Origin of the sequence: Halorussus sp. AFM4, assembly GCF_051194995.1 — an archaeon.
In the GTDB taxonomy this organism is placed as follows: domain Archaea; phylum Halobacteriota; class Halobacteria; order Halobacteriales; family Haladaptataceae; genus Halorussus.
On sequence record NZ_JBNTJT010000002.1, the window covers coordinates 496,353 to 516,341 of the forward strand.

Annotated in this window: 21 protein-coding genes; 11 read left to right on the top strand and 10 right to left on the bottom strand. The window is 68.1% G+C overall.

Annotation, left to right across the window (positions count from 1 at the left end):
* Positions 1 to 412: 412 nt before the first annotated feature.
* The 4 genes from ACQUQF_RS10670 to ACQUQF_RS10685 form a co-directional block, all read right to left on the bottom strand.
* Complete coding sequence (locus ACQUQF_RS10670) at positions 413 to 805, bottom strand: VOC family protein (protein ID WP_435178562.1); 393 nt, start codon at positions 803 to 805, stop codon at positions 413 to 415.
* Between the two features lie 96 nt (positions 806 to 901).
* A complete protein-coding gene (locus ACQUQF_RS10675; protein ID WP_435178564.1) occupies positions 902 to 1,801 on the bottom strand; it encodes a hypothetical protein in 900 nt (299 codons plus the stop codon).
* Positions 1,802 to 1,879: 78 nt separating this feature from the next.
* Positions 1,880 to 2,974 carry an ATP-binding protein gene (locus ACQUQF_RS10680; RefSeq protein WP_435178566.1) on the bottom strand — a complete coding sequence of 365 codons (1,095 nt, stop codon included), beginning with the start codon at positions 2,972 to 2,974 and terminating at the stop codon, positions 1,880 to 1,882.
* Positions 2,975 to 2,989: 15 nt separating this feature from the next.
* On the bottom strand, positions 2,990 to 4,972 hold the full coding sequence (locus ACQUQF_RS10685) for an AAA family ATPase (protein ID WP_435178568.1): 1,983 nt from the start codon (positions 4,970 to 4,972) through the stop codon (positions 2,990 to 2,992).
* Positions 4,973 to 5,140: 168 nt separating this feature from the next.
* Here ACQUQF_RS10685 and ACQUQF_RS10690 point away from each other — a divergent pair, with 168 nt between their 5' ends.
* Positions 5,141 to 6,130: a WD40/YVTN/BNR-like repeat-containing protein gene (locus ACQUQF_RS10690; RefSeq protein ID WP_435179522.1), complete on the top strand. Its 990-nt coding sequence runs from the start codon at positions 5,141 to 5,143 to the stop codon at positions 6,128 to 6,130.
* A 195-nt stretch (positions 6,131 to 6,325) separates the two neighbouring features.
* Here ACQUQF_RS10690 and ACQUQF_RS10695 read toward each other — a convergent pair whose 3' ends face one another.
* The 3 genes from ACQUQF_RS10695 to ACQUQF_RS10705 all read right to left on the bottom strand — a co-directional run bounded on the left by ACQUQF_RS10695 (position 6,326) and on the right by ACQUQF_RS10705 (position 9,270).
* Positions 6,326 to 7,159, bottom strand: coding sequence for an MBL fold metallo-hydrolase (locus tag ACQUQF_RS10695; protein WP_435178570.1), 834 nt, complete (start codon positions 7,157 to 7,159; stop codon positions 6,326 to 6,328).
* 48 nt (positions 7,160 to 7,207) lie between these two features.
* Positions 7,208 to 8,728: a hypothetical protein gene (locus tag ACQUQF_RS10700; protein ID WP_435178572.1), complete on the bottom strand. Its 1,521-nt coding sequence runs from the start codon at positions 8,726 to 8,728 to the stop codon at positions 7,208 to 7,210.
* 140 nt (positions 8,729 to 8,868) lie between these two features.
* The gene (locus tag ACQUQF_RS10705) at positions 8,869 to 9,270 is read right to left on the bottom strand and encodes a YlbF family regulator (protein ID WP_435178574.1); all 402 of its coding nucleotides are present in this window, start codon (positions 9,268 to 9,270) and stop codon (positions 8,869 to 8,871) included.
* Between the two features lie 275 nt (positions 9,271 to 9,545).
* Here ACQUQF_RS10705 and dph2 point away from each other — a divergent pair, with 275 nt between their 5' ends.
* A complete protein-coding gene (gene dph2, locus ACQUQF_RS10710) occupies positions 9,546 to 10,595 on the top strand; it encodes a diphthamide biosynthesis enzyme Dph2 (protein ID WP_435178576.1) in 1,050 nt (349 codons plus the stop codon).
* Positions 10,596 to 10,615: 20 nt separating this feature from the next.
* Here the strand turns inward: dph2 and ACQUQF_RS10715 are convergent, their stop codons facing one another.
* Positions 10,616 to 11,596, bottom strand: a complete 981-nt coding sequence (locus tag ACQUQF_RS10715) for a hypothetical protein (RefSeq protein ID WP_435178578.1) — start codon at positions 11,594 to 11,596, stop codon at positions 10,616 to 10,618.
* 124 nt (positions 11,597 to 11,720) lie between these two features.
* Here ACQUQF_RS10715 and ACQUQF_RS10720 point away from each other — a divergent pair, with 124 nt between their 5' ends.
* The 7 genes from ACQUQF_RS10720 to ACQUQF_RS10750 all read left to right on the top strand — a co-directional run bounded on the left by ACQUQF_RS10720 (position 11,721) and on the right by ACQUQF_RS10750 (position 16,196).
* On the top strand, positions 11,721 to 12,122 hold the full coding sequence (locus ACQUQF_RS10720; protein WP_435178580.1) for a hypothetical protein: 402 nt from the start codon (positions 11,721 to 11,723) through the stop codon (positions 12,120 to 12,122).
* A 57-nt stretch (positions 12,123 to 12,179) separates the two neighbouring features.
* On the top strand, positions 12,180 to 12,845 hold the full coding sequence (locus tag ACQUQF_RS10725) for an METTL5 family protein (RefSeq protein WP_435178582.1): 666 nt from the start codon (positions 12,180 to 12,182) through the stop codon (positions 12,843 to 12,845).
* 218 nt (positions 12,846 to 13,063) lie between these two features.
* Positions 13,064 to 13,399 (top strand): PepSY domain-containing protein, encoded by a 336-nt coding sequence (locus tag ACQUQF_RS10730; RefSeq protein ID WP_435178584.1) that lies wholly within the window; start codon positions 13,064 to 13,066, stop codon positions 13,397 to 13,399.
* Between the two features lie 94 nt (positions 13,400 to 13,493).
* Positions 13,494 to 13,775 (top strand): hypothetical protein, encoded by a 282-nt coding sequence (locus ACQUQF_RS10735; RefSeq protein ID WP_435178586.1) that lies wholly within the window; start codon positions 13,494 to 13,496, stop codon positions 13,773 to 13,775.
* Between the two features lie 34 nt (positions 13,776 to 13,809).
* On the top strand, positions 13,810 to 14,358 hold the full coding sequence (locus ACQUQF_RS10740) for a winged helix-turn-helix transcriptional regulator (protein WP_435178588.1): 549 nt from the start codon (positions 13,810 to 13,812) through the stop codon (positions 14,356 to 14,358).
* 134 nt (positions 14,359 to 14,492) lie between these two features.
* The gene (locus tag ACQUQF_RS10745; RefSeq protein ID WP_435178590.1) at positions 14,493 to 15,074 is read left to right on the top strand and encodes a PepSY domain-containing protein; all 582 of its coding nucleotides are present in this window, start codon (positions 14,493 to 14,495) and stop codon (positions 15,072 to 15,074) included.
* Between the two features lie 243 nt (positions 15,075 to 15,317).
* The gene (locus ACQUQF_RS10750) at positions 15,318 to 16,196 is read left to right on the top strand and encodes a phosphatase PAP2 family protein (RefSeq protein WP_435178592.1); all 879 of its coding nucleotides are present in this window, start codon (positions 15,318 to 15,320) and stop codon (positions 16,194 to 16,196) included.
* Between the two features lie 122 nt (positions 16,197 to 16,318).
* On the opposite strand, the gene ACQUQF_RS10755 is transcribed toward ACQUQF_RS10750, so the two are convergent.
* Together ACQUQF_RS10755 and ACQUQF_RS10760 are read right to left on the bottom strand one after the other, a co-directional pair.
* Positions 16,319 to 17,965 carry a rhomboid family intramembrane serine protease gene (locus ACQUQF_RS10755; protein WP_435178594.1) on the bottom strand — a complete coding sequence of 549 codons (1,647 nt, stop codon included), beginning with the start codon at positions 17,963 to 17,965 and terminating at the stop codon, positions 16,319 to 16,321.
* Positions 17,966 to 18,040: 75 nt separating this feature from the next.
* Positions 18,041 to 18,265, bottom strand: a complete 225-nt coding sequence (locus ACQUQF_RS10760) for a hypothetical protein (protein ID WP_435178596.1) — start codon at positions 18,263 to 18,265, stop codon at positions 18,041 to 18,043.
* Positions 18,266 to 18,433: 168 nt separating this feature from the next.
* Between ACQUQF_RS10760 and ACQUQF_RS10765 the strand changes: the two genes are divergently transcribed.
* Positions 18,434 to 18,718, top strand: a complete 285-nt coding sequence (locus tag ACQUQF_RS10765; protein WP_435178598.1) for a DNA-directed RNA polymerase subunit L — start codon at positions 18,434 to 18,436, stop codon at positions 18,716 to 18,718.
* A 476-nt stretch (positions 18,719 to 19,194) separates the two neighbouring features.
* Complete coding sequence (locus ACQUQF_RS10770) at positions 19,195 to 19,932, top strand: hypothetical protein (RefSeq protein WP_435178600.1); 738 nt, start codon at positions 19,195 to 19,197, stop codon at positions 19,930 to 19,932.
* The last annotated feature ends 57 nt before the right edge of the window (positions 19,933 to 19,989 follow it).

Below are 19,989 nucleotides of genomic sequence, written 5' to 3' on the forward strand. Positions count from 1 at the left end.
GCCAACCCCTCGCTATGCAGAAGGCCCTGCGTCCGCTCAGCGCGCTCTCACTGCGAGAAGGTGATTGCTCCGTCGGCAGAACCGCGGTAAACGTACGATTCGCCGCCACTGCCCCGTGTTCGTGAGGCCTGCGAGCGTCCGTCACGAGAGGTTCCGACGTCGGTCTCGCACTCGCAGTCCACAGCGACCGCGGCAGCCCCGTACTTGGGCGTAGTCGCAGTGTCGACCAGGATTCTCCCATCGTCGTCCTGGACTGCAACCAGAGCGGACCCGGCCGATGAACAGCGCAGAACGCAGTACGGCACCAAATCCATAAACTGCATCTAGCTATATGCTCGGGAGCTGCGTCGGCCGCTCGACCCCGCGTTCCGATTGGGATCGGCGAACCGGCCGCCAGCGGGCGTCACGCCCGCTACTCGTCCAGTTCGACGAAGACGCCGCAGTTCCCGTAGAGGTCCTCGAAGTGGACGTGCGTCCCCGACTCGCCCGCCTGGGGTTCGCCGGTGAACTCGACGCCGCGGTCGCCGAGCTCCTCGTACGTCCGATAGACGTCGTCGGTGTAGAAGACGAAGCTGGGATAATCGCCGGTCTGATTGCCGACCAGCTCGCGCTCCGCGTCGCCCTCGGCTTCCACGAGCCACAGGCCGACCGACTCTTGGTCCGGCGATCCGACGTGCAACGCCCGGAACCCGTCGTCGAGTTCCCTGTCGGCGATCACCTCGAACCCCATCGTTTCGGTGTAGTACTCCAGCGCCTCCTCGTAGTCGTCCACGAGCAAGGTCATCCGGCCGAGCGTCGGAGCCATGCCGTTCGAGAACCGCCGAGACGGAATATACCTTTGCGCTCCTGCTCTCGACCGGCTCACAGAAGGGCGACCGAGAGATCGGTCGACGGGAGTCGATCAGTAGATCGCCATCTCGGTCTCGGTCTCGGCGCGCGCGAACAGTTCCTTCACGCGCTCGGCCGTGGGGCCGCTCTCCTCGTAGTTCTCCATCAGCACCGTCTCGCTCGGGAACAGCTCCTCGCCGACGACGAGGCCGTGCTCGCGCGCGGTCGATCCGGTCACCGTGAGGTAGACGCCCGCGCCGGTGGCGGCGATGGCGGCCTCCTCCTCCTCGTCCTCGTCGGGGTAGGTGAACGCCAGGGTCTCGGCGTTCCGGGTCCCGAGCACCGCCTCCACGAGGCGCTCGTACCGCGGCGAGATGCAGAGCTCGCCCTCGTAGTCCCGGAGGAACTTCCGGGAGGGACTGCTCCCCTGCGGCAGGGTCTCGGGCGTCGCCATCAACGTGTGGTACACCGTGTCGCCCATCCCGGCGACGACCCGGACGTCGGTGTCGTGGGGGTCGATCCGGGCGTTCACGTCGGCGATGCGGGTCAGCGGGTCGGGGCGGAGCTCGACGACCTCCTCCAGCACCAGGTCGGCGCTGTCGAACCCGAGCGCGAAGTCGTGCTTCCGGAGCGCGCGGAACGGCTCCTCGCGCCCGACGAGCCGGAGGTCCACCCCGCCAGCCGGGACCGTCACGCTGTCGAAGACGATGCGGCGGGGCTTGCCGGCGCGGTCGTCTCGCAGGAGCGTGAAGTCGGGGCGGGCCGGGTCGCTCAGGTCGCTGTAGTCGGCCAGGCGCTCGTAGGCGTCGCGGTCGGGCGTCTGGTCGCCCTTGGTGACGGCCTTCTCGTAGCGGAGCGTCGAGACGATCTCGTCGGCGACGCCCTCGGCGTCGGCCTCGGCGGCCACGCGGTCGAGCACCGCCTCTAACGGCCGGCCCTTCCGGGGTACCGCGATCGGAATCGCGTCGGTCATTGTTCGTCCAAAGGAGAACCGGGAGTAAACGCGTTACGTTCGCGGTATTCGGTCCCGCGCGACAACGCGGCCGGAGCGCTACTCGCCGTCGACGCCGGCGAACTCGAAGCGAGCGCCGCCCTCGGCGCTGTCGGTGACGCGGATCCGCCAGTCGTGGGCCTCCGCGATGCGCCGGACGATGGGGAGGCCGAACCCGGTGCCGTCGGGGCTGGTGGAGTAGCCGCCCTCGAAGATCCGCTCGCGGTCCTCGGGCGGGATGCCCGGCCCGTCGTCGGCGACGAAGAACCCGTCCTCGGTCTCGCCGACGACGACGGTTCCGCCGTCGGTGTCGGCCGCGTCGTCGGCCTCCGAATCGCTGCCCGTCGAACCGTGCTCGGCGGCGTTCCGGAAGAGGTTCTCGAACAGCGCCCGGAGCCGCCGGTCGTCCGAGACGACGCGCCGGTCGGTCTCGACCCGCAGGTCCATCCCGGACGTCTCGACGGTCGCCCACGCCTCCTCGGCGACCACAGGGAGGTCGACCGCGGTCGGGTCGTCGACGGTGTCGCCGCGCCGGGAGAGCGCCAGCACCTCGTCGACGAGCCGCTCCATGCGGTCGTGGGCGTCCGCGACCGCCTCGAAGTGGCGGTCCGCGCCCGACTCGCGGGCGAGTTCGAGGTGGCCCTGCGCGACGTTGATCGGGTTCCGGAGGTCGTGGCTCACGATGCTGGCGAACTCGTCGAGCCGGTTGCGCTGCTCGGCGAGCTGGTCGGTGCGCTGCTGGAGCCGGGTGTAGTAGACGCCGAGCAGTCCGCCCCCGAGCGCGCCGATCGCGACCTTCGTGAGCACGACCGACGCGGGCTGGAGCATCCGGCGCCCCTCGACGGACAGGAGCAGCGACGTCCAGCCCGAGAGCAGCCCCATCGCCGCGGCGCCCGCCAGGCTCCAGCAGCAGACGACGCCCACGAGGTCGGCCGGAATCCCCGCCGTCCGGAGCCAGAGGCCCAGCGCGACGACGACCAGCGCCAGCCCCATGGGGACGCCGAACCGGAGGAACTCCGCGGCGGTCAGCCGCCCGTCGACGGCGACGTAGCTCACCGCGACGGCGAGCAGTCCGACGCCGAGTCCGGCGACGGACCACCGCCCGAGCGGGACCGCGCGACGGGTCGCTGCCGATGCGTCTGGCGGGGAAAACATGTGGGTGGCCGTCGGTCAGTTGGCGAACACGTCGTTGATGCGCTCGCGCCACTCCTGGATGCCCTCGATCTCGTCGCGGATCTCGGACACGTCGCTCTCGACGCTCTCGACGCGGGCGGTCAGGTTCTCCTCGAGGGCGTCGAGGTCGGCCGACAGCGCCTCGACGTCCTCCGACACGTCCTCGACGGCCTCGGTCACGTCGCCCACGCCGTCGAGTTCGTCGCGGACCGCCGCCAGCTCGTCGCGGACCGCCTCGACGTCGTCGCCGACAGCCTCCACCTCGTCGCTGACCTCGGTCACGTCGCCGGTGTTCGCGCCGACGAGCTCCTCGAGTTCGTCGAGCTGGGTCTCCAGCGCCTCGACCTCCCCGCCGAAGTCGTCGATCTCGGCGAGCTCGGCTTCGAGCGACTCGACGTCCTCGCGCAGCGTCTCGAGCGCGTCGACGTCCTCCCGCAGGGACTCGACCTCCTCGACCTCGTCCCGGAGAGCGTCGAGGTCCTCGATCTCGGCCTCCAGGTCGCCGAGGTCCTCGCGGAGGTCCGTCTTGAACCCGCGCACGTCGTCGCGCAGGTCGCTCTCGACGTCGCGGAGCTCGTCCCGGAGGTCGTCGACCGCCGCGACGTCGGCCTCGAGGTCGTCGACGCGCTCGTCGGTCGCGTCGGTCTCGGCCCGGAGCGCCTGGACCTCGTCCTCGAACGCCTCGATGTCGGCCCGGACCGCCGCGATGTCGTCCTCGTACTCGCCGAAGATGTCCTCCGCGACGCCGTTCTCGTCGATGAACGCCTCCAGCGCCTCGGTGTACGCCGAGAGGTCCTCGACCCGCGACTGGAGGTGGCGGATGCGGACGTTGGTGCTCTCGGGCATCTCGACGTCGAGCTCGCGCTGGATGGCCCGCATGTCGGCGTCCTCGACCTCGCCGGCCCGGATCTCGTCGGCGAGCGCGGCCGCGACGCTCCCGGGCCGCGGCGGGGACGCCTCGGGCTCGGCGGTCGCGGTCTCCGCGGCGGTCTCGGAGGGCGGGGTCGCGTCCTCGGTGTCCTCGTCCGCGGACTCCGTCAGGTCGTCGCTCTCGTCGTCCTCGTCCGCGTCGGCATCCGCTTCGGCGAGTTCGTCCGCCGCGTCGTCCTCGTCGGACTCCGCCGCCTCCGGGTCCGGTTCGTCGACCGTCTCGCCGTCGTCCGCGTCGTCGGGGGTGTCCACCTCGGCCTCGTCCAGCGACTCCTCGGGTTCGAGGAAGCTGCCGTCGTCGGCCAGCGGTTCCTCCTCGTCGACCGCCGGTTCGGAGGCCGACTCGTCCGCGTCACCGAGCAGGTCCTCGCCCTCCGCGAGCGGGTCGCCGTCCTCGCCGCCTTCGGCCAGGGGGTCGTCGGCGTCGGCCGCCAGCGGCTCGGCGTCGTCGCCGCCTGCGAGGGGGTCCGGGTCGTCCTCGGCGTCCGCCGAGAGCGGGTCCGCGCCGTCCTCGTCGAGGCCGAGGCCCTCCTCGCCCGCCACCACGTCGCGGACGAGCTGGCTGTCCTCCTCGGAGACGATGTCGGTGATGGTGTTGCCGTCGGGGCCCGCGACCTGCCCGTCCGCGCCCGCGCTCCCGGAGTCGGCGGCCGCGTCGTCGGCGTCGGTCGTCCCGGAGTCGACGCTGACGGGCGCGACTTCCGCGATGGTCGGCGAGCCGAGGAACGCCGAGGGGTCGTCGTCCTCGCCCAGGCGCACGCCGTACACGGTGACCAGCTCCTCGTCGGGTTCGAGGTCGCGCTCGAACTCGACGCGGTGGTCCTTGTACGCCGTCCAGTTGTCGTTCTCGTAGTCGGGGTGGAAGCCGACGTTGTCCATCGGGAACTCCTCGGGGATGTCGTCTGCCAGCCGGAGGGTCGCGCGCTCGTCGCGCTCGCACCGGATGACGAACTTGATGGCGGGGACCGCGAACTCCTCGCCCTCGAACGATTTCTCCACGACGACGCCGCTCTCGGTCGTCGTCACCACCTCGGTCATGCTGTCACTCATACGGTTCACATCCCAGAACGGCCATATAAATCACACGCCCGCACGCGGCGAAACATCTCCCGATCGGGTCGTCTCCCGGTGCGATCGTCCCGCGGCAGATCGCCGAGGTCCGGATCGGCGTCCGCCTCGGCGGGACCCACCTATTTGGCCGCGCCGGGCGTACCCCCGATCATGCTGCTCGCAGGAACGTACGACGGCGTGTACCGCGCCGACGGTCCGGAGTTCGACGCGGCGGAGCGGGTGCTCGACGCCGGCCGTGCGATGCGCGTCCGCCGGTTCGACGGCTGGGACGGCGCGTTCGCCGCGACGAAGACGGGACTCTACCGGTCGACCGACGGCGGCGACTCGTGGACGAACCTCGACGTGCCGCGCGAGGAGGTCTACTCGGTGCTCGGCGACCCCGAGGGCAAGCGCCTCTACGCCGGGACCCACCCGGCGCACCTGTACGTCTCCGAGGACGACGGCGAGACGTGGCGGGAGCTGACCGGCTTCCAGGACCTCCCGTCGCGCGACGAGTGGTACACCCCGCGGCACCGCAACGAGTCGCACGTCCGGAGCCTCGGCGCCCACCCCGACGCCCCGGCGCGCGTGGTCGCCGGGGTGGAGGTCGGCGGGGTCCACGTCAGCGACGACCGCGGCGAGACGTGGACCGAGCGCAAGGGGGGCGTCCGCACGAGCGAAGAGAGTGCAGGCTCGTCACGAGCGGAGCGAAGTGACGGTGTCCACGACGACGTCCACCACGTCCTGGTGCGCGGCCCGGACCATTACGTCGCCTCCTGCGGCGGCGGGCTCTACCGCACCGCGGACGCGGGCGAGACGTGGACGCGGCTCGACGAGGGCGTCGAGCACACCTACTTCCGGGAGGCGTTCGCGCACGACGGGACGCTCTACGCCGCGGCGGCCCGGTCGTCGCCGGGGACGTGGCGGGGCGAGCGCGGCGCGGACGCGGCGCTGTTCGAGTCGACCGACGACGGCGATACCCTGGAGTCGGTGTCGTACCCCGGCGGGCCAGAGGAGGTCGTGCTGGCGTGGACGACCGACGGCGAGGGTCGGGTGGTCGCGGGCACGAACGACGGCGGCGTGATCGTCCGGTCCGCCGGCGAGTGGGTCGCGGGCGGCCGGCTGCCCGAGGGCGTCGCGTCGCTCTGCCGGGTGTAGCGGGAGTTCCGGGGCTCGTTCGGTTGGCTCAGCCCTTTCGGGGTAGTCGGACTGGCGGTCGCCGGTTCCGGTTGCGCCCGGGTTCGCTTCCGACGCCGGCCGACCGCGCGAGGCGTCCGGGCGACGTTCGTCGCGGTCTCGTACTTGAACCTTCGTGCGCCGAGAACGGGAAGCGAAATCGGTCGCGGACCCGACTCAGAGGTCCACGCGGTCGCCGATCTCGACGACGTCGAGCCGCTCGGGGTGGTCGTAGCTCCGGGCGTGGTCGTGCAGCACCGTCGGGTCGACGGTCATCCCCTTCCACATGTCCCAGTGGCTCGGCAGCAGGCGGTCGAGCCGGAGGTCGCCCGCGGCCTCGACGATCTGGTTCTCGTCGCTGTACCACCGCGTGCGCTCGGGTTCGCCGGTCTCCTTGTCGGGGATGTTGCCGACGGCGCCGAACGCCAGCACGCCGAGGTCGATGTCGTACTCGGTGCCGACCCGGGCGAACTCGTCGCTGGGCTTGGTGTCGCCGCCGTGGAAGAACGTCCGGTCGCCGTACTCGACGACGTAGCTGACCGGGTGGGTCGCGTCGGGGTCGTGGGCGGGCTCGACGTGGACGGTGAACGCGCCGACCTCGAACGAGTCGCCCTCGGCGACCTCTTCGAACTGGTCGTCGTCTACGTCCCACTCCTCCGTCCAGCGCTCGTCGTCGCGGGCGACCGCGAGGCTGTCGTCTGGCGCGTGGAACGTCGCGCCGGTGTTCGCCAGGATGGGCGCCTGGCTCGGGCCGTGGACGTGGTCGACGTGCTCGTGGGTCGCCAGAATCGCGTCGGCCTCCGCGACGTCCGCCGGGTCGAAGGGGACCGGAATCATCCGGACGGTCCGCGGCGGGTCGCCGGTCCCGAGGTACGGGTCGATGAAGACGGTGGTGTCCTCGGCCTTCAGGACGAAGCCGTTGCAGCCGAGGTACCAGACCGCGATACCGTCCGGGTCGGCGTCCTCGACCGCGCGCGGGAGCCAGTCTCCCCAGTCGCTGTGAATCGCCATGTGGCCCACTCCGCCCAGAAAGGTGGTAAGTGTTGTTCTTCCGGCCGACTACAGGCTGCGGAGCCGGATGTGGTCGCGCTCGATCTCAGAGATGCGGTCGGGTTCGACCGTGTAGGCGTCGTCGTCGTGGCCCTCCCAGCCGAGCCGGGTCTTCACGCGCTCGGCGATGCCGGGGTTGGGGTCCACGTACATCAGGTTGTTGTCCTCGTCGACCTCGGTCACGACGCCGACCTTCTCGTCGTTGGCGTCGAGCACGTCCTTGCCGACGTCGTCGTCGTCCAGCGTCACTTCCTCGTCCTCGACCACCGTCTCGTCGCCCATCGTCGCGTCGGTCTCCGCGGCGGTCGTCTCGTCGGCGGTGACGGTCTCGTCGGCGGTGACCGTCTCGTCGCTCGCCTCCTCCTCGGTGACCGTCTCGTCGCGCGAGATCGATTCCTCGACGGTCCCGGTCGTCTCGGCCTCCGCGCCGGTCGTGACCTCGTCGAGGGCGGTCTCGTCGCGCTCGATCCGGACACCCTCGACGTCCGTGGGCTCGCCCTCGACGGCCTCCGCGGTGGCGTCGGAGCCGATGAGCATCGTCTCGATCAGCGTCGACGCCACGGTCTCGCTGCTGAGCAGCTCCTCGTCGACGAACTCGAAGGTGAGCCGCTTGCGGTCGACGACCTCGTCCTCGACGATGCGGCGCTCGTACAGCTGGGTCTCGATGACGCCCTCGTCGGTGACCTCGCTCTCGATGTCGACGTGGTCGGCCTCGACGGCCTCGTCGGTCTCGACGTCGCCGCCGAGGATGTCGCTCTCCAGGATGGTGCGCTGGACGCCCTCGATGTCGACGCTGCTCTCGATGGTGTCGGACTCCAGCGTCTCGGTCTCCTCGATGTCGCGGTCGACCACGCGGCTCTCGACGGTCTTGCGCTCGATGATCTCGCGGGTCACCTCGCGGGTCTCGTCGACGTCGACCGTGATGACCTCGCGGTCGGTCACGTCGATCTCCTCGACGTCCTCCTCCCAGCCGACGCTCTCGCGGTCCTCCACGATGGCGATGCCGCGCTCCTCCTCCTCGCCGATGTGGACGTTGACGATCTCGCGTCGGACGAGCTCGGTGTCGATGACCTCGTCGCGGACGATCTCGCTGTCGACGACCTCGCTCTCGATGGTCTCGGTCTCCTGGACCGTCCGCTCGATGACCCGGGTCTCGGTGATCTCGGTCCGGACGGTCTCGCCGTCCATCAGCGCCTGCTCGACCTCCTCGTCCTCGAGCGTGGCGCGCTCGACGGCCTCGGTCCGGTCGACGAACTCGAACTGGCCCCGGCCCTCGCTGGGTCGGTCGCCGTGGCGGACCAGCGCCAGGTCGTCCTCCTCGAGGCGCTCGTGGAACTCGTCCCACTCGACCTCCTCGACGTCGTCTGTCGACTCGTCGTCGGGGTAGTGGACGTGGAGTTCCTCCTCGCCCTCCTCGGTCGTGCGGAAGGCGGGCTTCGACCCGCTCTCCTCGATCCACGTCCGGATCGTCTCGCGGTCCGTCGTGATGTTGGTGTCCCCGTCGGTCTCCCTAGTTGTGTCGTCTGCCATATCTCCCACCGTGAACAGAATCGACGTGCGGGGACTTAGGCGTCGTTGCCAGATTTCGTAGACGTATCGCCTAACGGTTCGTTCCAGTTCCGAAACTGATGCTTACGGCGACGTGACGGAGGAGAAAGGAGACGGCGCGGTCAGTCCTCGCAGCAGCCGCTCGCCTGGTCGCCGAAGTCGACCGCCAGCGGCTCGGAGATGGCGTCGTTGACGGCCTCCATCTTGGTCTCCAGCGCCTCCTGGGCCTGGAGGTACTCCTCCATCACGGGCAGCGAGTGGAGCTCCTGCTGGGCCTGCCGGACCTTCTGGATGTCCTCCTGGGTGGCCTCGCCGGTCTGGCGCGCGAGCATGAACTCCTGGCGGAGCTGCTCGAACTCCTGGACCTTCTCCTGGGCCTCGTCGTCCTGCTCGACGGCCTCCTTGGTCTCCTCGAACCGCCGGTACTCCGGCGTCTCGGCGATGGCCTCGCCGAGTTCGCCCGCGAGCTCTTCGACGCGGGAGAGTTCGGTCGCCTCGCCGTCGACGTCTGTTTCGACGCTCATGCGTCGGTGATTGGGACTCCGGCGGTTTAGACCTGCCGGATGGTCGTGACGGGGCGGAGCGAGAACGGGGAACGGAACGACGGTGTCAGCGATCAGGTTCTCACGAACAACCGATTTAGACGAGGAGGCCGCGAAAGCCCTCGCCCTTCTAGTCCGCCGGGAGGTGAGATCGGCCACCCGTCTCAGCGCGTCGGCTGTTTCGCTTCCCACCGGACGTCTGCACGACCCACCCCAGAACACCGCCCTTAAACGTCCTGACCGACAAAACCCCGTCAATGAGCCAGGACAGCGAGTACAGCGAGGGAGACCTCCGAAACACCGGGATGTCGCTGAAGCACGACCGGGAGTGGGACTACGAGCTCGACCGCATCGTCGAGGCGGTCGAGGAGCGCGACGCCACCAAGGTCGGGCTCCAGTTCCCCGAGGGGCTGAAGCGGCGCGGCCCGAAGGTCGCCGACGACATCCGCGAACGCGTGCCCGACGACGTGACCGTGATGCTGTCGGGCCAGCCCTGCTACGGCGCGTGCGACCTCGACACCTTCCTGATGAAGCGGACCGACGTGTTCGTCCACTTCGGCCACTCGCCGATGAAGAACACGGACAAGGTCATCTACGTCCCCCTCTTCTCGAACGTGGACGTCTTCCCCATCATGGAGGAGTCGCTCGCGGAGCTCGACGACCCCGCCGAGAACCCCGACGTCGGCCTCGTCACCACCGCCCAGCACATGAACCGCTTCGAGGAGATGAAGGCGTGGCTCGACGAGCGCGGCTACGAGGTCCACACCCGGAAGGGCGACGACCGGCTCACCCACGAGGGCCAGGTGCTCGGGTGCAACTACGCCAGCGCCGACATCGACGCCGACCAGGTGCTGTACGTCGGCGGGGGGAAGTTCCACCCGCTCGGGCTGGCGATGGAGCACCCCGACAAGAACGTCGTCATCGCCGACCCCGTCAACAACGTCGTCACCGTCGCCGACACCGAGAAGTTCCTCAAGCAGCGCTACGCTTCGGTGCACAAGGCGATGGACGCCGAGAAGTGGGGCGTCATCTTCTGCACCAAGATCGGCCAGGGCCGGTGGGAGACCGCCCAGGAGATTCTCGAGGACAACGACGACGCCTACCTCATCACGATGGACGAGGTCACTCCGGACCGCCTCCGGAACTTCGACATGGACGCGTTCGTCAACACCGGCTGTCCGCGCATCACCACCGACGACGGCCCGCAGTTCCACAAGCCGATGCTCACCCCCGGCGAGTACGAGATCGCCGTGGGCAACAAGCCCCTCGACGAGCTCTCGTTCGACACCTTCCACGGCACGTGGTAGTCGTCGAGTAGCCCCGGCGGTCACTCCGGCGGGCCGCCCACCCACTCGGTCTCGATTCTGAAGCTGTCGCCGTCGTAGGCGACGTACCGCGGCTCTCCGATTCCGAACGGCGGGTACGTCGACGTCTCGGCCCGGTACACCACCTGCCGGACCCCCGACTCGAAGTGCGCCAGCGCGTTCCGGAGCGGCGTGTCGCGGACGACCTGCTCGGCGATCATCCTGCGCGGCTCCGTCGGCGGGTCGTCGACGCGCGTGACGGTGTAGGTCGCGAGGTGGGACTCGTCGTCCGTGTCGTCGCGGACGACCACCTCGTCGCCGTCGCGCTCGACCGAGTCGATTCCCGTCGGCGTCAGTTCCAGCGGGTCGCCCGACAGGTCGAACCGGGCGGAGAGACCCACCGCGTTCTGATAACCGTCCCCCTCGAACCACCCGTCGGTCCCGAAGGCGTAGGTTCCGGCTCCCAGACCGACCACGGTGACCTCCTCGGTCCCCTCCGCGCGGGGTATCGGTCGGTCGAGGTCGGCGTTGTCCACGGTCAGTCGCCACGTGTGAGAGCCGTCCGGTCCGATCGTCATCAGCGGCTCGGGCCACATCCGCGGGGCGACGTGGAACCACTCGCCGTCCGCGCGCTTCCAGAGCCGCCACGCGTAGAAGTTGACGCTGAAGGTCGCGTCGGTCCCGTTGGTCAGCGTGAACGGGAACTCCGCGCGCGGGAGCGACCCGGACTGCTCGGCGGGCGCGATGGCGAGCGGGGCGTCGTCGACCGCCGGCGCGTAGACGTAGCGTCGCACGTCCCCGTCGAACGGCGGGCCGCCCCGGGGGTCGGCCGTCCCGACGTCCGGGGGTTCGGTACCGGTCGCGGTTCCGTCCGCGGCGGTCGTCCGCTGTCCCGTCGTGGCGGTCCGGGGCGTCGTGTCGGTCGTCGGGTCGCCCGGGTCGGCGCCCAGACACCCACCGAGACCGGCGCTTCCGAGGAGGGCGAGCAGTCGGCGGCGGTCCATGCCCGCCGGTTGCGCCGACGCGGGCAAGTATCTTCAGGTGGGTGAAACGCCCGCTTTACCCACTCTATTACTACTGGGCATTCACAAACCTTTTTGTATGAGTAACGGGTATGTGCTGGTAACGATGAGCGCCACCCGTTCCGCCGACGTCCGCACCGCGATCGAACGCTGTCGCGTCGAGGACCTCACGCCCGTCAGCCTCGACGCCGACGCCATCCCCTCCACCGCGCCCGACGACCTCCGGGAGCTCAAGCGCGAACTCGACGCCGACGACCTGGTCCCCGCCACCGTCGTCGTCGACGCCTGCTTCGGCGAGAACTGCTCGTTCGCCACCCAGGAGGAGGCCGACCGCGTCCGGGAGTACGTCCGGGCCGCGGCGTTCCTGGGCGCCGGCAAGGTGACCGTCGAGTTCGACAGCGTCGGCGACGAGTCGAAGGTCCGGCCCGCGCTGGCCGCGGTCGCCGAGCGCGCCCGCCGGGAGGGCGTCGCGCTCGACGTCGCCGGTCCCATCAGCCTGGAGAACTGACGCCGACCGCAGACGCGAATCCCAACGCTCTCGTTCTCCGACCGCCTCTCCTCTCGCATGGACAAGGCCGCGCTGGAGCGTCGCCTCTCGCGGGTCGCGGGCTTCGCGGACCCCCGGGTCGAACTCGAACAGTACCCGACGCCCGCGGACCTCGCGGCCCATCTCGTCCACCTCGCCGACGTGCAGGGCGACCTCGCCGGGAAGACGGTCCTCGACCTGGGCACCGGAACCGGCGTGCTCGCGCTCGGTGCGGCCTGTCGGTCCCCCGCGCGCGTCCTCGCGCTCGACCGCGACCCCGCGGCGCTCGCGCGGGCCCGCGAGAACGAGCGGGCGGTGCTGCCCGCGTCTGCGACTCGGGTCGAGTGGATGCTGGCCGACGCGACGCGCGCCCCGCTCTGTCTCGGCTCGGCGCAGTCGGCGGACGGCGGTGGTCCGCCAACGCGCTCCGACGTCACGGTGCTGATGAACCCGCCGTTCGGCGCCCAGACCGGCAACGAGCACGCCGACCGGGCGTTCCTCGCGACCGCGAGCGAGGTGTCGTCGGTCTCCTACTCGGTCCACAACGCCGGGAGCCGGGAGTTCGTCGAGGCGTTCGCCGGCGACGAGGGCGGCGAGGTGACCCACGCGTTCCGGGCCGAACTCGACCTCCCCCGGCAGTTCGACCACCAGACCAGCGAGCGGGAGGTCCTCGACGCAGAAGTGTTCCGGATCCGGTGGGCGTGAGGAGGCGTTCCTGACAGCAGGTAGTAGCGCGGTTTTCTCACCCCGAACTATCGGTGACGAACACGGAAAGTACAGAGCGTTGATTACCCAATCCACGCAACAGTTGTGGTGATATCTCGACAAGACACATCCATCGTCCTTAGAGGCACGTACCACTCCTAGACGCGCGTACCGTATCCCTCAAGGTGCCCACCGGCCTATAAAGACACGAAGTGTACATGAAGCGAAACCAAGTCCTTGTAGTCGGAATCGTCGTGCTCCTCGGTGCCGTCGGTATCGGCTTCGCCGCAACTGGTGGCCAGCTCGGTGCAACTGACCCCGATCTCTCGAAGCAGGAGGCAAAGACCATCGCAGCCGATCACGTTGGCGGAACCGCCCAGAACGTGGCCCTCGAACAGGAAAACGGTCCAGTCTACGAAGTCACCGTTGAACAGGACAACGGCGCACTCAAAGAAGTAGAAGTTGACGGCAACAGTGGCGATGTGCTAGAGGTTGAGAACGCAGATGACGGTGAAGAAGGAGCGGACGACAGCGACGGAGAAGACACCGCATAAGCCCCTCGCTACGTGACCCCGTACTCGGACGTGGTCGTGGCTAGCGTCTTGTTTTCCCTTCAAACTGAAATACTATCACCAGTATTTGACTACCATGGTCGAAGCCGAAATCCTCATCAATTCCCTCACCCTTCTCATCGTCCTTGTCGTCCTCACGTTCGTTGGTGTCGCCTACTATCGAACCCGTATCCAGCGCCTCTTAGTGCTTTTCTTACTCGCAGCCCTACTAGGAATCAATATGGTTGTCACGCTAGCCGAAGATTTTCTTGAACAAGGTATCCCATACATAGAGGTGCTCTCTAGCCTGTTTGGGCTGGGAATCGCCCTGCTCCTCCTCCTCACCATCGTCCGCCGTTTCACGTGGGAACCAGAATGAGCCAACCAAAACCGCTTCCCAGCTGTTCTGATCAATGACTGACCCCGAGGATGCTGAGAAAGCACCCGCGGCTGAAGACGGTCTTTCGCTCCCAACCCGCAAGGAACTCTTCGAACACGTCGAGGCGAATCCCGGCATCCACTTCAACCAGCTCAAACGCGACCTCGACATGGAAACCGGACTGCTCCAGCACCATCTCCAAGAACTTGAGCAATACGGCGTACTGGAAAGCGAAGCGTATCAAGGGAAACGGCGGGTGTTCGTCGCCCGAGAACTCGACGAGGAAGAAAAGTCGATTCTTGCCGTGTTACGGTACGAAACAACACGTCGTATCCTCCTCCATCTCCTCGAAAACGGCCCAGCACGGAATAGCGAGATCGCCGAGGCTGTTGGCGTCACCCCGGCGACGATTTCCTGGCACCTCTCCAACCTCGTTGAGGAAGGCGTCGTCGAAGCAGTCGAGGACGGCCGGACGACGCGCTACAGGGTGCAGAACGAGGAACTCACAGTCCAACTACTCGTCCGGTACCAGGAGAGCTTCGTCGATCGGGCCGTGGATAGGATTATCGACTTTTGGGGATAGCGTATCCTGGGCACGGAAGCCCGGGTCGTGACTTGTGACCAAACAATCCGTTAGACGCGCGTACCATTCTTAGACTGCCGTGCCAGACGATTAACGTACGAACGGGTCATCGAATTCCGACGGGGGCAACAGAGATGAGACAACAAAAATTCCTGGCGATTGGGGTGGGGGCACTCCTCATCCTCGGCATCGTCGGCGGTGCCGGATTGGGCGGTGCTGTCGCAACTGCTGAGAATCCGCTTGATGTCGGTGTGCAAGATGACGACGATACTGGCGAAGAAGAAGGCGAACAAGAGGAAGAAGAGGAGGAGGAAGAAGAGGAACAGATTGACCTCAGTCGGGTTCAAGTCTCAGCGCAGCAGGCGATAGGGATCGCCGAAAACGAGACGAACGGAACGGTCGTTGCCCTGGAGCTCACGACCGTGTCGTTGAACGAGACGGAGACTGGAGCGGAGACGGAAACCGAAACCGAGGCCGGGGCTGAGAACGAGACCGAGAATGAGACGCTAGTCTGGGAAGTCGAGTTCCTGTCGCAGGATGGCACCGAGACGGAAGTTCTCGTTGATGCGACGGACGGCAGCGTCCTTGGCGTGCAAACCGAAACCGCCGAACAAGAACAAGGCGAGCAGGAAGACCAGAACGGTACTGAAGAGGAGGAGGGCGAGCAGGAAACCGAGACCGAGACCGAGACCGAGACCGAGACAACGACCCAGTAAGCACCCACCCGGATAAAGTGCCGTTCCGGGAGATGATTCCGCTCAATTTCTCTTGGTTCGTGTCCGAAATATTCATAACAGATTCGGAGTCGCCCACGTAACACGCGACAGCGCTTGTGACCACACAACCTCACAGGACTGTCGGAACCGAGTACCAATGACCCAGAGACTATCAATCCGGTTCGACGACGAGTTGTCCGGAGGAGAGGACTCATGAGATGGCTATTTGGGAGTGGTCGTGGCGTGGGGCTCACCGAACTCCTTCATGGACAAGCACCGTGGGGCGTCGTCGTGCTGTTCGCAGTAATCACCCAGGTAGGCGACGTCTGGTTCCACTTTCTGATCGGTAGCGTGCTCTACGTCGCTGGTGAGTACGTCCCCCGCGTGGGGATCAAACGACGACGAGGGTTGTTCGTATTTGCACTTGGAGTCACGTATACCGGCCTTATCGTGGTTCTCAAAGACGTCTTCATGCTTCCACGACCACCAGGTGCGGGTGACCCGCCTGCACTCCGTTGGATACCGTCGGTGTTCGCAGGGTTGTTCACGAGCATTACGACGGCGGACGGCACTGGCTTCCCGAGTGGCCATGCATTGGGGACGACGATGGTCTGGGGCGGGCTGGCGCTCGTCCTCGACAGTGGCACGTATCGGACACGAGCAGGGGTCGCCGGCGTGGTCGTCGTACTCGTCTCAATCTCGCGACTCGTTCTCGGCGTACACTACGCTGTTGACGTGATCGTCGGTGTCGGACTCGGCGTGCTGGTACTCGGTGTCCTCTACTGGCTGGCCGATGCCGGGACTGACCCGGAACGGGTACTACTCGTTGCTGTCGTAATTGGGGGAGTCGCAGTGCTTGTGCACCCTTCGTTCGATAGCCTGGCGGCGTTCGGGAGTGCAGTCGGTGGCTGGCTCGTGTGGCGGAGTGTTGCCGATTCGACGCCGGCCTACCCATCGACCAACCGCGAAGTGATTGCTGGATTCGCCGTGGTGGGGATTGTTGGTTCGCTGTACGGAGTGGTGTACGCGCTCGATTTACCACTCTTGGTCACGGTTGTCGGTGCTGCGATTACCGCGGGGACTGTTGTTGGAGCACCCCGTATAGGTGAAAGGCTGATTTGATAACCCGAATCTGATAGCAGCCGCGTGGTCAATTCACACCGCGTACGTATCGAACTGGCCCTTTGAGTCTCCCCTGGAATTCCGAACAAAGAAATCGCACTCCAACCACTGCTAGACGTCGTTCAGTTGTACGTCTCTCGCGTCGCGATCTTGATTCGGGTCCCGTCGTACGTCGCGAACAGCCGCGGGCCCTCCCGCACGAACCGGATCCCGTCGAGAGTCACCGACTCGCCCTTCGCGGGGATCGGCGCGGACGCGACCGTCGAGTTGTTCCGCGCGACGTGGACGACGAACGCGCCCTCGTTCGGGGCGACCGCGACCGTGTGGTTGGCGAGCGTCGGCCCGGCGACGGCCGGTTCGGACGCGAACGAGTGGGTCCACCGGTCGTCGTCCGGCCCGCGGAGCCACACCTGGTACGCCGTGCCGCCGCCGGCGACCGACCAGCCCGCCCGCCGGACCCGGACCACCTCCGACCAGCCGACGCCGCCGACCTTGACCCCGGTCCGGCCGGCGAACGCCAGCCGGCCCTTCGAGACCGCCTGGGTCCAGATCTCGCGGTCCTCGTTGACCACGATGACGCCGCTGGTGGTCACCTGGGTCGTCTCGCCGAACATCTCGACGTCGATGGCCGAGACCTTCTGGTTCCGGACGTGCTCGGCGTAGGTGACGTTGTACCCCCGGACCTCGATACCGGGACCGTCGCCGGGCGCGTTCCCGCCCTCGACCGCGGTGAGGTTGACCGGGATGGCCACGCCGACCATCACCGCCAGCGGGAGCAGCAGCGCGAGCAGCCCGACCTGCTGGCGGGAGACGTCGCCGAACAGCGGCCGGCGGTCGGCGGTCGCGGCGGCGGTCGTCACCGCCGCCAGCGCGACGACGAACACCACGCCCAGCCCGCGGTAGAGGACGAAGCTGCTCTCGCCGCGGTACCACCAGAGCGCCCAGAGCGTCATCGAGAACCCGAGGACGACCGCGCCGGTCCAGAGCCGGAGCGCGCCGACCCGTCTGCGCCGCCGGTAGAGCAGCACGACCCCGAGCAGGACGCCGAGCAGCAGCCCGAGCGCGTGGCCCTGGACCGCGATGCCGGACCACCACGGCGGCCCGAAGCTCCGGGACGCCTCGCCGACGATCACCGGGTCGCGGAGGGCCCGGTAGGCGGTCCTGATGGCGCCCTGGGCCGAGACCGCGACCACCGTCAGCAGCGGGTACCGCACCATCGCGAAGCCGACGAACGCGAACGCGACGCCGGAGAAGCCGATGATGGGACCCCAGGCGAACACGCTGGTCGCCAGCCCGACCAGCGCCACGCCGGCGGGGAAGATGACGAACGCGCGGATCCAGGGGTTCGTCGTCTTCGAGAAGAAGGGGTTCTCGCCCCGCTCGGTCGGGAAGTGCCCGAAGAAGTACTCCGCCAGGGGCGCGACCGCGAGCGTCGTGGTGAGGTTGCCGACCAGGTGGCCCGGCCCGGTGTGGGAGAACGGCGCGAGCAGCCACCCGACGGGGTAGAGGTACGACCACGACGAGAACGGGATGGTGAGGGGACCGCGCCAGTGGTTCCAGCCCTCCTGGACGAACAGGTACACCGCCAGCACGCCCGCCGCCGAGACGAGGGTGCCCCACGGGACCCCGAGCAGGAACCGCGAGCGGAGCCGCCGGCCCCACCGGCCGTCCGGCCCGTCGAGCCGCCGGACCAGCGCGAGCGACGCGAGCACGGCGAGCGGGATGGCGACCTGCACGGGGCCGGGCAACCACGCGGGCAACTGGACCATACCCGTGTCTTTGCCCACCGCGGTATAAATGGGTGGCCGAAATCGCTCCGGCGGGCCGGCCGGCCGCGGGCCGTCTCAGGAACCGCGACGGCCGGTCGTCTCGTCTCCCGTCCCGTCGACGACCATCCGCTGGTAGGCCTCCGGATGGTCGAGCAGCCAGTCGATCGCCGCCTCGAAGTTGTAGGCGTCGAGTCGCGAGACGACCTCCTCCAGGTCGGTGAAGTCGGTCCCCATCTGGCGCAGCGTCTCGAACTCGCTGTACACCTGTCGCGACATCTCCGCCCGTTCGGCGTCCCCCATACCTCCCCGGACGCCGGGCACGCACTTACGACTCCGTCATAGTGGCACCGACATGTGAGGGAACCCGCACGTCGAGCGGTGTGTCCGGCAATCCAGTGCGCGCGGGCGGCCTGCCGGCCGAATCGCAGTTCCGTAATGTTGAAACGCACGAAACCAGAACTGAGGGGTATGGAACTACGGGTCATCGAGAAGTCCGCGGACGAACTCTCCATCGAGATCGCCGGCGAGGACCACACCTTCATGAACGTGCTGAAGGGCACTCTGCTCGAGCAGGACGACGTGGCGGCCGCGACGTACGACGTGAACCCCGAGCAGTCCGGCGGTCAGACCGAACCGGTGCTGACCATCAAGACCGAGGGCGGCGCCGACCCGCTCGACACCTTAGAGACCGCCGCCGGCGACATCAGGGACAAGACCGCCTCGTTCCGCGAGGCCTACGAGAGCGCGGTCTGAACCCCGCCGGGCGCCCGCTGCGGGGTTCCGTGCGGCGCCGCTCCGCCCTCTTCGGACTCTCTCCTCCCTCTCCTCCGCTTGCTCTGCCTCTCGTTCCTCGTTTCGCTCTCGCCCCGCTTGCTCTCAGCCTCTTCCCCGTCTCCTCCGTCCCTCCGCGCGTTCACTCGGTGACGCGCCGACCCCGCGTGGCCCGGCCCTCCGCAGTCCGGCCCACGGTGGTCCGGCCCTCGGTGGTCCGACCCCGGCTGATCCGGTACTACGTACCGCGTCCAGCCGGGCGCGGCCACTGTTCAGTCCATTCAGTTCCGTTCATCGCCGCCGGCGGCGGGCCCGCCGCGAACGAGGGCGGAGCGCGACCGCTGGTCGGGAATAATCGCGGCCTAATCCGCGTAATCGGGCACGGAATCCCGGAACGGTCGCGTCCGTTTATTGGCACAGTCGAGGAACTCTCGCCCGTCATGAGAACACGCGCAGTAGTGATAGCGACGCTCGTACTGCTCGGCGGCGCCTCCTCGGCGTTCGCCGCGGCGCCGAACGGACACGCGACCGCGGACGCCGCGCCGGCCGCCTCGGCGGCCGACGCCGCGGCCCAGAACGAGACGGAACTCACCTACGAGAACCTGACCATCCAGCGGCTGCAGTTGACCAACACCACCGTCCGCCAGGTGGTGCTCAACGAGACGACGCTCGCCGGTGGCGGGCTGAACGGCGGCCAGACGACCGCGACGGGGACTCCCCAGGCCGACTCGCTGGGCACCGCCACCGCGTCGAACCTGACGGTCGTCAACGCCACCCTCCGGAACGTGACGCTGCACGACGTCACCATCCGGAACCAGACCGTCGCCGAGCAGCTGTTCGGCGGCGAGACGCCGCCCGAGAGCGCGAACGCCTCGATCCAGAACGCCACGCTCTCGGAGGTCGCCATCGACTCGCTGCTGGTGAACGCGGCCAGCGTCGGTGACGTCGAGGTCAACAACGTGCAGACGTCGCTGTCGCCCGGCGGCGCGAACGCGACCGCCATCGAGGGCCAGCCGACGGTGGAGGTCGGTAACCTGACCGTGGGCAGCGCCGTCCTCGACAGCGTCCGGGCCGGCGGCGTCAGCGTCGAGAACGCCTCCATCGGCATCGGCATCCTCGGCGGCGGCCTCGGCGGTCAGGAGACCACGACCGCGGCCGCCAACGAGTCGAGCGCGCTCCGCGCGCCCGCCCTGTAACGCCGCCTCCGACCGGTCGCGCCGCGGTCGCGCCGCCGTCGGACACCAAATGTCCTC

Bases quoted from the DNA above. Each gene is read 5' to 3' on its own strand.
- ACQUQF_RS10670 (WP_435178562.1), bottom strand. From the start codon at position 805: ATGGCTCCGACGCTCGGCCGGATGACCTTGCTCGTGGACGACTACGAG.
- ACQUQF_RS10675 (WP_435178564.1), bottom strand. From the start codon at position 1,801: ATGACCGACGCGATTCCGATCGCGGTACCCCGGAAGGGCCGGCCGTTA.
- ACQUQF_RS10680 (WP_435178566.1), bottom strand. From the start codon at position 2,974: ATGTTTTCCCCGCCAGACGCATCGGCAGCGACCCGTCGCGCGGTCCCG.
- ACQUQF_RS10685 (WP_435178568.1), bottom strand. From the start codon at position 4,972: ATGAGTGACAGCATGACCGAGGTGGTGACGACGACCGAGAGCGGCGTC.
- ACQUQF_RS10695 (WP_435178570.1), bottom strand. From the start codon at position 7,159: ATGGCGATTCACAGCGACTGGGGAGACTGGCTCCCGCGCGCGGTCGAG.
- ACQUQF_RS10700 (WP_435178572.1), bottom strand. From the start codon at position 8,728: ATGGCAGACGACACAACTAGGGAGACCGACGGGGACACCAACATCACG.
- ACQUQF_RS10705 (WP_435178574.1), bottom strand. From the start codon at position 9,270: ATGAGCGTCGAAACAGACGTCGACGGCGAGGCGACCGAACTCTCCCGC.
- dph2 (WP_435178576.1), top strand. From the start codon at position 9,546: ATGAGCCAGGACAGCGAGTACAGCGAGGGAGACCTCCGAAACACCGGG.
- ACQUQF_RS10715 (WP_435178578.1), bottom strand. From the start codon at position 11,596: ATGGACCGCCGCCGACTGCTCGCCCTCCTCGGAAGCGCCGGTCTCGGT.
- ACQUQF_RS10720 (WP_435178580.1), top strand. From the start codon at position 11,721: ATGAGCGCCACCCGTTCCGCCGACGTCCGCACCGCGATCGAACGCTGT.
- ACQUQF_RS10725 (WP_435178582.1), top strand. From the start codon at position 12,180: ATGGACAAGGCCGCGCTGGAGCGTCGCCTCTCGCGGGTCGCGGGCTTC.
- ACQUQF_RS10730 (WP_435178584.1), top strand. From the start codon at position 13,064: ATGAAGCGAAACCAAGTCCTTGTAGTCGGAATCGTCGTGCTCCTCGGT.
- ACQUQF_RS10735 (WP_435178586.1), top strand. From the start codon at position 13,494: ATGGTCGAAGCCGAAATCCTCATCAATTCCCTCACCCTTCTCATCGTC.
- ACQUQF_RS10740 (WP_435178588.1), top strand. From the start codon at position 13,810: ATGACTGACCCCGAGGATGCTGAGAAAGCACCCGCGGCTGAAGACGGT.
- ACQUQF_RS10745 (WP_435178590.1), top strand. From the start codon at position 14,493: ATGAGACAACAAAAATTCCTGGCGATTGGGGTGGGGGCACTCCTCATC.
- ACQUQF_RS10755 (WP_435178594.1), bottom strand. From the start codon at position 17,965: ATGGTCCAGTTGCCCGCGTGGTTGCCCGGCCCCGTGCAGGTCGCCATC.
- ACQUQF_RS10760 (WP_435178596.1), bottom strand. From the start codon at position 18,265: ATGGGGGACGCCGAACGGGCGGAGATGTCGCGACAGGTGTACAGCGAG.
- ACQUQF_RS10765 (WP_435178598.1), top strand. From the start codon at position 18,434: ATGGAACTACGGGTCATCGAGAAGTCCGCGGACGAACTCTCCATCGAG.